Below are 10,234 nucleotides of genomic sequence, written 5' to 3' on the forward strand. Positions count from 1 at the left end.
AATTAAAGATTAGGTTGTGTGGGGTTTTCAGTAAAGCACTTAAAAATTTTAGTAGCACCACGTGTGTATAACACAAGGCCTTGCTTAAGCCAGGGTGGTCTGTTGTACCGGAAATGGTCAGGCTCCTGTGGTTAGCTTTGGTTGTGTACGGATGAGCCAAAACCAAGAGATTTAAGCTGATGCGTATGGCTCTGTTGAATGGCCTGAAGTTGCAGGTAACGGATTTTTTTGGCGCGCTGTTGTGCCACCCAGGTCAAGCCTTTCATCAGCCAAGTATATCCTGGGATGGGAAGAGGGCTTAACAGCTGTAAACTTTGGTATATAGCATTGGGCAGGTACTGCTTAAATAGGGCGGCTTGAGGAGAGAGTAGAAGGGTTATGGTGGCATCTGTGGCATGGTCCTGCAGGGGGGCGAGCATATGAAACCATTGGCGCCGGTTTTCCATGGGTTCTAAATAGAGAACATGAGCCGGGGCTGAATGGGCAGAGAGTAGTTCAGGAGCTAAATTTAACCACTGCTGCTCTGTCAGTAATATGGGATATATCTGATCTTCGGTATCTGCCCCATTTGTATCAAACAGGCTGCAGAGTGGTATGTTTTGATCCGTTAACAGATCTTTAACGGTCTGTAAAAGGGGAAGGCTGCGTCCAACCCAAAAATGTGGCCGATGTGCCTGTTTTAGGATCTGCTCACATGCCCGCTGTAGACGACCTGTGCTGAGGTGGTGAATGGTCGGCCACACAACGGGCGCAATGGTTTGTACGGGGTAGTGGTAGAAGCTAGGAATAAAGGATGTCTCATTTTGGGCCGTAGCACAGAGCCCGGAAACCTGCGGAAAGCCTGATAGAAAATGGGAGAAGTTGAGTCTCGCCAAGGTTTCTGAGGGCGGGGTTGGTGGTAACCCTTCTCGGATCTCTAACGCCTGGTGAAGCCCCAGCTCCAACATGCGTTGAGGTACAGGACGTTGGGTAAAAGGATCCAGAAGTTGAAGGGAGGCTTCATCCACACTATGGGTCTGCCCACGCTCAAAAAAATGACGGGCTTTTAAAACATAATTAAGCAGTTCAAGGCCTCGTTGAGGACCCTGCCAAATCCCAGGCAGCAACGTTACCAGTTGCTCAAAATGGCTCTGCCCTTTAGGGGTTAAGGCGATTGATAGATGCTTGTGGTTACAGAGATAATCTTGGTCCAGCTTAAGCTCGCGGGCGAGATTATGCATGGTTTGCAGGGCTTCTAAAAAGGTATCGTTCTTAGCCGGTACAGAAAGCATATGGGGGGTTGTCGCTTCATCCAGTAACAGATGGTCGGCATCCAGCAAGACCAGGGCACACTGTAGCAAAGGGCGTAGTAGGGTCTCTTCTTGTTTGCCTAACAGATAGCGCAAGCGGCGGCGCTGCGTTTGAGCTATAAGCCCGCGGGTTTGAAAACGATCATGTAGATGGTCGTTCATTAATTGGGTGGTTGTGGTCAAGACAATGGCTTGCTTATGGGCCTGTCGACGTTCATCAAGGGTGCTGGTTTCGGCCACATGGGCAAGGGGGATGGTCAGCTTGCTCAGTAAGGGGTGTAGTGCGTGTAATAGGGATTGAGCTTCAGCATCATTGCGCAGAAGAAGGTAAACCGTATAGTCCTGTCGTTGCAAAAGGACCCCATGTAATACCGCAATAAGTGCATGCTGCATACGTTCTGGCCAAAGGACGATCTTGCCTTGCTGAACAGCAATTAAAGCCTCTGCACTCTGTAAGGTCATAGATACTTCAGCCGTTTGGCTGACCAGTGCAAACAGCAGAGCCGCACCTGATAGCCACTGTTGCTGAGCCTGTTGATGATCACCCGCAGCGGGTTGTGGTGCCTGTTGCCAAGCCGTAAAAGCTTCCAGTAGAACATCTGGATCTTGGCCCAGTTTCTGTTTGGTGGCTTCCAGCAGTTGTACCGCACACGTGGTGGCCACCGTAGGGGGGGAGGCGGCAAACATGGGGTAGGTATGGCTGGGGGGCGCCGTCATAGTTGATAGCGTCGTTGTAAAAACTGGCTTAAACGGCGCTTCCACTGGCTGAGTAAGGGCTCTTTAATCAGCTCTAAGCGCATGATGCCGGTGTGCCCATGGCCAATGTTATGCGTCTGCTCTGGATCCAGGTCAGCTTGTAGAAGAAAAAAAGGCTCGCTGCTCTTTAACCCGGCCTGGTCATCCATAGAGATGGCAATATCTCCGCCCCCCAACCAACCCAGTGCCGCTGAAGGCAGCTCTTCACGTTGATAGGGAATGATCTGCATATTAACCGTTTGAAGCTGCTGAGCTTCACGGCCATGCAGCCGAACCGTAATGGCTGTAGGCGTTTGCGCGAACAGTAAAGATGCTTCTTCCTGGTTCAGTACCGCGGTAAACCGGTAACGGTCTGATTGAAGCAGGCGTCCAACCTCCATGCCTCGTGGAACCCAATTTCCCAAACTTTCCAGTTCAGCCGCTGGTAGCCAGCGACCTTGCTCTGGCGCCGTCAGTTCTAAAGCGGCATGTCGCGCCTGTAAATGCTCAATCATGGCTTTTAGAACCGCTTTACGCTGTAGTACAGGTTGTAAATCGGCCTGAGCAACACCGCCTGCCCGTTTTTCCAGCGCGGTCACTTGCTCCCATTGCCCCTGAGCAGATTCCAGTTGAAGGGCTTGGTCCTTATTCTCCAGGCGTAGTATGGGCGCACCGACATCCACATGACGGCCTGGTGTGGGATGAATAGCGACCAGTTGACCTTCGGATTGACTAACGACAGGCGTGTAGTCCAGAGCTTGTGTAATCCCTGGTAGGCGTAGCTCATGGGGGGCGGGGAGGGTGCCTAAAGCCAAGCTGCTCACAGTGAGCATGAGTCCCAGAATGACAAATGCACGAAAACGGTAACCGTGCAGGGATGCTCCATTCCAAAGATAACGGACAAACTTACTCAATAAGCCCCATATCCATGTTCCAAATAGAAAAAGGGCCATGAGTATGCCAAACAGCATGTAGCTGTCGGATACAAAAAGAATAATTCCACCAAAGACAATCAACCGGTAGATCATGCTCAACACACCGTAGCTAAAGAGACCAGCTGCGCCGCGGCGGTTCTGGGATGGATTTTCCCGGTTGGGTAACAATAGAATATAACGTTCGATCAAATAGATCAGGTAACTACGTGCTTTGGCAAATAGGTTGGGTACATCCACCAGGTCTGAGAGGATAAAATAGCCATCAAACCGGAGTAGGGGGTTGGCATTAAAAATCAGGGTGGAGACCGAAGCGATAAACATAATGTTGTAGGCCAAGCTGTGAATAACACCGGGTGCGGATGAGGCCCACAACAGGGTGGCCAATGCTGCAATAAACAGCTCCACCAGCATGCCCGCACTGCCGACTAAGACCCGGTGCCAGCGGTTATCAAAACGCCAGCTATCTGTGGCATCCATATAGGGCATAGGGGTAAAGAGCAGCAGGATTACCCCCATGGTATGTACCTCGCCACCAAAGCGCTTACACGCCATGGCATGGCCCATTTCATGTAGGGTCTTAACCCCTGCCAAGGTTAAATAGAGTAAAATTAAATTATCCGGTGCCAAAACACCCTGAGCTTGGGCCAGTAAAGCTTGTTGATGGACAAACGCTGTGTTCAAAGCCAACCCCATGACCAGAACCCATATGAGCGCCCCCATACGGCTGAACAGCGCATGAATAAGGGGTTGGAGCTGATTAAGAAAAAGATCAGGGTCCCATAGGGGTAAGCGCATGAACAAAAAACCCATAATCTTCCCCTTAAGCATACGGGCACGATACTGGGCTTGGCGTTCATACAGGTGGTCACTGTCAGCGGTGCTGTCAAAATAGAGTAGGTTGGCTTGGTTGAGCTGGGTGAGAAGTTGCAGAGCTTCCTCTTGCCCGGGTGTGCCATCGGGGTCACGCTCCAGGGCGGTTCGCCAAGTCTCTTCTACCGTCTGTTTTAGGGTAAGGTCACGGATAAAGGCATAGGCTTTGGGGCGCAGCCGAAAAAACTGACTGCTAAAAGGGTCCTGAACCAGATACCAAGGTTCACCGCGGAACTGTCGTTTAGAGACCTGAACCGTTGGGCGAAGGGCCAGTTTGATTTTGGCAATGCGGTGCCAGGACTCACTGTAGGTTTTACGGGTGGTCAGCATCGCTTAGATCCACAACATCAGGCGCATAAAGGCCAGTGTACGGTGGCCAATAACCCAGTAGAGAGGGCGCTCTTCAACTTCAATCTTAGCGATACCGCTCATCCCAGGTCTAAACCAGGGGGCCGACTGTTCTTTGAGCTGAGCCTCCACCAAAAACAAGTTTTTTCCCTCTTTGGCCTGCGCAACCGGATTGATCCGTCGGATGTGGAAGGGAAATTTTAAATTGGGGCGACCCACAAAGGCCAGTTCCCCTGTGATCTGGTTGAGTTCCCGGCCCGTTAGTTCATGGATCTGACGTTCATCCACATCTAACGTGGCATACAGATCTTCCAACCCTGCAACCGTAACCAGCATTTCACCTTTGCGGACGGGGGCGCCAATTTTCTGCTTAAGCTCCCCTTGTACAATAACGCCGTCCAGTGGGGCACGTAAAATGGCCTGGTATAAGCGGGTGCGTACCTGTTTCAGTTTGACCTTGGCCTGTTTTTGCATGGCCAGCGCAACCCGCATGTCAGCCAAGGCCCGGCTGGCCCGTGCTTTTTCTGCCTCGCGTCCATAGCGTCCAATCTCGGCTTCAATGGAGGACTCCTCCAATAAGATTTCACGCTGGTCCAGGCTTAAGAGTGGGGTCTCTTTTTTAACCTCATCTCCAAGCTCAACCTTGGCTTGCTCAATATAGCCATCAAACGGAGCTGGAAGCACCCATACCTGTTGAGATTTTAAAATAAAAGGGGCCTCAATACGGTAGGTCCATGGGGTGAACAGTCCGGCTATGAGCATAACCATGGTGAGCATGGCCAGTTTAATCTTGATCTGTTTACGCCCCAGCACCCAACTGGCCATGCGTAACAGACCGGTACCAAGCTTGGCACCAAACCAGCGATCTTGTTGGCTGCGTTGTTCCAGCAGGGGGGTGATATGGTCGGCAATTAGACGCAGGGTCCATACTTCATGCTCTTCAAAGGGGCGTTCGCGACGCTCCAACATAAGTACACCCAGGAGTTGCTTACGGAAATCCAGCGGAATACCAACCAGATGTCCCGCTTGCTGGCTTTGCACATAATTTTGATGCGCCGGAAGCGGGCGGGCCTGTTCACTGGCTAAGGGGTAAAGCGTCTCCTCCCCCAGGTCCAGCACCTCTTCCATGGCGGCTTCCAGGCTTTGCACCGATTGACGCTTTTGGTCAAACCGCTCCATATGGCTTATGGCCCTGAGCTTGACCATATTACCTGTGATCCACCCCAGACCAACCCGATCCACCTCTAGCCGTGAGGCCAGTTCGTTGCATAGGGTGATGGCACTGTGGGTAAAGCCTTCCTGTTCATGGAGCAGGATCTGAAGATCCAGCAGCGTCCCAAAACGGGTGATGTCCTTACGGGCACGGGAGAGTTGACGACTGCGCTGATAGTGGGCAGGAATATCCGCTAACAGCGCAAGGGACGCACTGTGAAGGGTCTCCTCTGCCATAGGGCCCAATACCATGACCAGATGAGGCGTGTTCTCCTGACGGGCCAGGTTAAGACCCTGGAGGATCCCCTGCTCGGTGGGGTGTTGGAGAACCGCGCCTTCTTGTTCGGTTTCGATCTGCTCGGTTAGCGCCAAGATGGCAGGTAACTGGGTGGGGAGCTGGGGGGCTGCCTCTTTGGGGTGCAAAATGAGTGGAGACCATGTTTCCTCCTCCTCTTTTTTTTGCAGAATGATGACAAAGGGCGGGCTGTGTAGCCGATGCACCGCTTCTAGAAAGCGCTGCCAAAAGGGTTGAGCCTGACCTTCAAAGAGACGTAGAGCGTTTAAGCTCAGTGCCGGTTGAGGCATGGTTTGGGTAGGTAGTGTTGCAGAAGGCTCATTCATGGTGCCATCGGGGCAGCTGCTTTAGGCAGAAAAAAACGACCGGAAGATCCCGGACGAATGCGGTTGTTAGGGTTGGTAAAACGTACTTTAACCTCCATCAAACCACTGGCTGGATCAATAACAGGGGCGATAAAGCGTACATGACCTTGCACATAAATGGTCTCAATCCCATCGTTTAAGGCCACGGTTAGGGGCTGACCATTGCGAAGCAGGCGGGCGGTGCGTTCTTCAATGTTGGTCACAAGGTTACAATGGCTTAGATCAACCAGTTGCACCACCGCTCGGTTGGACTCCACACTGCTGCCCAGCTCTGTGTTGAGCTGACTGATAATGCCAGAAAAGGGCGCACGTATACGGCGTCGTTCCAAGTTGACAACAGCCAGTTCATACTCCAGCTTCTCTCTTGCCTCGATCGTCTTTAGGCGTTTGATCTCGGTTTTGGCCAGATCATATTCCAGATCTGCACTCTCTTTGTCTTCACGGCTTATGGAGCCACCTTGGCTGAACAGTTGGCGGGCTGTGGCCCTTTTGGTTTTTGCCACATTAAAGCGCTGACGAGCTGCTTGGAGTTCTGCTTTGCTCTTCCATAATAGCTCCCGGCGTTTGACCTCCAACCACTCCACTTGGGTGTCTTGGTGCAGAATCAGTGTATCCTTTTCTACGGACTCCCCCTCTCGATGGATAATACCCATTATTTTGCCGGTACTGGGAAAACCCATACTGGTCATATAGCGGGCATGCACAATCCCTTCAAAGCCTGAATCATCAGCCGCGGGTACCTCAATAACCTCAGGTTTTTTATAGGGTGAGGTGACCATGGGCTGCAACGCTAACGGTTCAGGGCTTGGGGGCATTTCCTGGGCGTGGATGGGAGTAACCAGCAGCCAGGGTGCCAACAACAGCAGTCGGTATGGGTTAGCGCGCGGCAAGGTTCAATACCTCAAGCAGTGTTCCATTGGTAAGGAGTAGGTCAATACGTGCTTTATGCAGCAGTGCCATATGTTCCAGGTGGTTTTGCTTGGCGGCATTAAGCAGCGTCTCTCTTTCCAGAACTCTTCGAGCGTTGCCTTTGCCCTGTTTTAGGCGGTTCATCTCGATGGCCAGGAGCTCTTCTTGGCGCTCTTCTACTGTTTTAAGGGTCTTTAACTGGCTTTGTAGGCTGTGAATACGCTGGAGGGTAGAGGCCAGCGTGTTGCCGATCTGAACCTCCATCATCTTGGCTTCTGTCGAGGCTTGAATTTGACGGCTACGTGCAGCCAGCAGTTCACTTTTACTCTTACGCCCGCCATCCAGTGGGGAGGTTAAAGTGACGGAAACAGACCAGCTGGCATGGTCCCCCTTCCAGGCATCATCAAAAGCGCGGTTGACCGTGGTGGCCATGCCGTTCACCCCATAACTACCGTTCAAGTCAAGCTGGGGCAGGCGTTGGTTTTTAGCATAGGTTAGCCGTACGTGTTCCTTGGCCATTTTGGTCCGTGCGGCAAACATCTCAGGTCGGTTGTTACGCGCCTGGTTCATGTTGTGCTCATAATCCAGATCCGGTAGCTCGGGCAAGCTCAACGCAGGCACATTTTTAAACGGACGAAACTTACCGTCTGTTTGGTCCATGATCAGGGTCTGCAGGGCTGTGGTAGCCGTGGCCAGCTGCTGTTTGGCATTGAGAGATTCGTTGTACCTTAGATCTACCCCGGTTTGAGCATCCAACACTTCGGTGCGTGCAGTGCGCCCGGCACGGCTTTGCCCTTGGGTGTCGGAGAGCAGCTTTTTGGCAATAGCTACGGAGCTCTCTTGTAAGGCGACCTTCTGGTGGGCCAGTTGCAGATCCAGGTAGGCGGCCACAGCACGGGCAATGACCTGCATGCGTGTCTGCTCTGCGCTGTGTTTGGCGATATCATAATCTTTTTCGCTCATACGCAGGTTGGCTGTAGCCACTGAGCGACCAGCACCTTTAAGTAGAGGCTGTGTCAGGGTCATGCCCACATAGGTATCAAACTCACGTCCCCGTGTGGAGTCGGACTGCAAGTTGTTGTGGTTATCGGTCAGTTTGGTTTCAAAATCCAGGTTGGTACCGGTCACAAATGCTTTAGAGATGGTAAAACCAGTTTCATTGACGATATTAAAATATTCATCGTAGGTCGAGCGGCTGAGCTTCTCTTCAACGGTGTTGCGGGTAAACTCACTCTCCCGCTTGGCATAAGCTGTAAGGGTGGGTTCAAAACTGGATTGTGCATTCTCAACGGATGCTTCGGCAATTTGGCGCTCTAAAGATTGAATCTTCAACTCACCGTTATGCTCCACCAGACGGTCCAGCATTTTTTGCAAGGTAAAGGGGGGCTGCTGCTCGGTCTGGGTCTCGGTCATGGCCCATGCCGAAGAGCTGAGCATTGCACAAAACAGAGCGATAGAAATAAGAGGGCGATGTGTTGCATTCACTGTTTTTTACTCCATGAAACCCGAACGGTCGTCCAATCGTTTTTCTCTCTCTTTTCGGTTTCATGTCGGAAGAAGCTGAGGAGAAAATAATTGTTTATGGTCATCGTGGTATTTGCATGAGGGCTAAATAATGTCACCAATCCACAGTTCATAGAGGTGGTCCCCAATATTTTCAAAATGGGGCATGGTGCGGCGCTCCTGTAGAGATTTAGTCCCTTGTTTGCGGGCTTCGGATGGGGTGATGCCATACTGATCTTTAAAGAGTCGGCTAAACTGCGCGACATCATTAAAGCCAACCGCAAAAGCAACATCTGTGATGCGCTGAACAGCATCTGGATTGGGGGGGGAGACCAGTAATCGGAAGGCACGCTTGATGCGTCGGTTACGGATATAGGCCGCAACCCCACCCAAAGGCTCGAAAAGCCGATAGAGAGATGCCCGAGATAGCCCCAACCCTAATGCAATAGCCTGAGGGGTTAACTTTTCTGAACAGAGGTTCTGCTCAATATAGTTCCGTGCTTGAAGCAGTCTGTGCTGCGTTATCGCTTGGGGGTTGTTGTCCACAACATCCATGGCGCCATTCATCGCCGCCGCCGCTAAGTGGACCAAACTATTGGCGGTATGGGTCCCCACCGCCTGAGACAACGTTGGGGCTGCGATAAAGAGGGCCTCTAAAAAATCAGCAAACAGTTTGCCTTCTGCAATGGTTGAGTCCACCACTGTGCCTTGGATGGTATCCGGGTGGCGTAGTAATGGTGCTAGGCGCTCTCTGGGTATAATGACACTTAGTAGGTCAAAGTCGGTATTAACGCTATCCAGCACTTCACTGAGATCAAACCCCACGACGGTTCGGGTTGGCGCAATGATCTCTTTTTGCCCCACATTCATCTCCACCCGGCCTCGGGTGAAAATTTGGATCATATAGTGGTCTATACCATCCTGGGCAATACGGATGGGGAGGCGATCAAACTTTTGGCAGCCTGCTTTACAGCGGGAAAGCACAATGTTGTCGACCAGATAACTCTCCACAGAAGCTTGAAAGTTAGTCGCTGCAGAGGTGGTGTCTACACGGCTGTCAAGCATGACACCAATACTCTCCTGCCATGCGGAAAAACGCTGCTCAACAGGGAGGTTTTGTGTGGTGAAGAATGATTTTTCCAGTTTTTCCATGAACTCAATGGCATGAAGAACTCAGGCCGCCACCAAAGTGGTTCGCATGGTTCTTAGTCTACCCTCCGTAAAAGTGGTCCATGTGACTTGAACCTGATCTAGATCAGGTTGCCTGTGCTGTTTACGCTGTGTAACAGATTGAAACAATACTGTTTACCTCGTCTTGTTTTCTGCTCAAAAAGGCATTGTTTTCCACGGTACACCTAAGGGGTGTAGTGAGATTTAATGCCTATTGACGTGCGTAAATCTAAATCCCCATTATTCTATTACCACAAACTTTACATCCAGTTGGAGCTTTTTTTAGGCAAAACTCAATTATGAGACTGACAAGCAAAATTTTGAGACATTCACACAAACTGTGATTCCTATTTTGAATTATGATGAGGATGCTGGGGAAAAGGTGTTGGTGACCTCTGTCTGGATCTGGGTGCTTGTTTCTTTCGAGAAAGAAGGGACCGGTTAGAGGTGGTGACACATCCGGGGTACCCAATGTCGGCTGTTGCGTAGCGGCCGGTGCTTGACTCAATAAGTCTTAAAAAGAATCCCATGATAAAAGGGTCTGCTGTCTGATTGGTTCATGATCAATCAGCTAAGGAGGCTTTTATCTGGTTGGGTGAGATT

Annotated in this window: 6 protein-coding genes; all 6 read right to left on the reverse strand. The window is 51.2% G+C overall.

Features of this window, described 5'->3' with window-relative positions; genetic code table 11:
- Positions 1-131: 131 nt before the first annotated feature.
- The 6 genes from V5T57_RS11515 to V5T57_RS11540 all read right to left on the reverse strand — a co-directional run bounded on the left by V5T57_RS11515 (position 132) and on the right by V5T57_RS11540 (position 9,613).
- Positions 132-2,006, reverse strand: coding sequence for a preprotein translocase subunit SecA (locus V5T57_RS11515; RefSeq protein WP_332891365.1), 1,875 nt, complete (start codon positions 2,004-2,006; stop codon positions 132-134).
- A complete protein-coding gene (locus V5T57_RS11520; protein ID WP_332891366.1) occupies positions 2,003-4,159 on the reverse strand; it encodes a hypothetical protein in 2,157 nt (718 codons plus the stop codon). Before V5T57_RS11520 ends, V5T57_RS11515 begins: the two co-directional genes overlap by 4 nt.
- A gap of 3 nt (positions 4,160-4,162) precedes the next feature.
- Positions 4,163-6,010 carry a GAF domain-containing protein gene (locus tag V5T57_RS11525; protein WP_332891367.1) on the reverse strand — a complete coding sequence of 616 codons (1,848 nt, stop codon included), beginning with the start codon at positions 6,008-6,010 and terminating at the stop codon, positions 4,163-4,165.
- Positions 6,007-6,939 carry an efflux RND transporter periplasmic adaptor subunit gene (locus V5T57_RS11530; RefSeq protein ID WP_332891368.1) on the reverse strand — a complete coding sequence of 311 codons (933 nt, stop codon included), beginning with the start codon at positions 6,937-6,939 and terminating at the stop codon, positions 6,007-6,009. The genes V5T57_RS11525 and V5T57_RS11530 overlap by 4 nt, the downstream gene beginning before the upstream one ends.
- Positions 6,926-8,443: a TolC family protein gene (locus V5T57_RS11535; RefSeq protein ID WP_332891369.1), complete on the reverse strand. Its 1,518-nt coding sequence runs from the start codon at positions 8,441-8,443 to the stop codon at positions 6,926-6,928. Before V5T57_RS11535 ends, V5T57_RS11530 begins: the two co-directional genes overlap by 14 nt.
- 123 nt (positions 8,444-8,566) lie before the next feature.
- A complete protein-coding gene (locus V5T57_RS11540; RefSeq protein WP_332891370.1) occupies positions 8,567-9,613 on the reverse strand; it encodes a helix-turn-helix domain-containing protein in 1,047 nt (348 codons plus the stop codon).
- Between the last annotated feature and the right edge of the window lie 621 nt (positions 9,614-10,234).

Source organism: Magnetococcus sp. PR-3, from assembly GCF_036689865.1.
In the GTDB taxonomy this organism is placed as follows: Bacteria; Pseudomonadota; Magnetococcia; order Magnetococcales; family Magnetococcaceae; genus Magnetococcus.

Bases quoted from the DNA above. Each gene is read 5' to 3' on its own strand.
- V5T57_RS11540 (WP_332891370.1), bottom strand. From the start codon at position 9,613: ATGGAAAAACTGGAAAAATCATTCTTCACCACACAAAACCTCCCTGTT.
- V5T57_RS11520 (WP_332891366.1), bottom strand. From the start codon at position 4,159: ATGCTGACCACCCGTAAAACCTACAGTGAGTCCTGGCACCGCATTGCC.
- V5T57_RS11515 (WP_332891365.1), bottom strand. From the start codon at position 2,006: ATGACGGCGCCCCCCAGCCATACCTACCCCATGTTTGCCGCCTCCCCC.
- V5T57_RS11525 (WP_332891367.1), bottom strand. From the start codon at position 6,010: ATGAATGAGCCTTCTGCAACACTACCTACCCAAACCATGCCTCAACCG.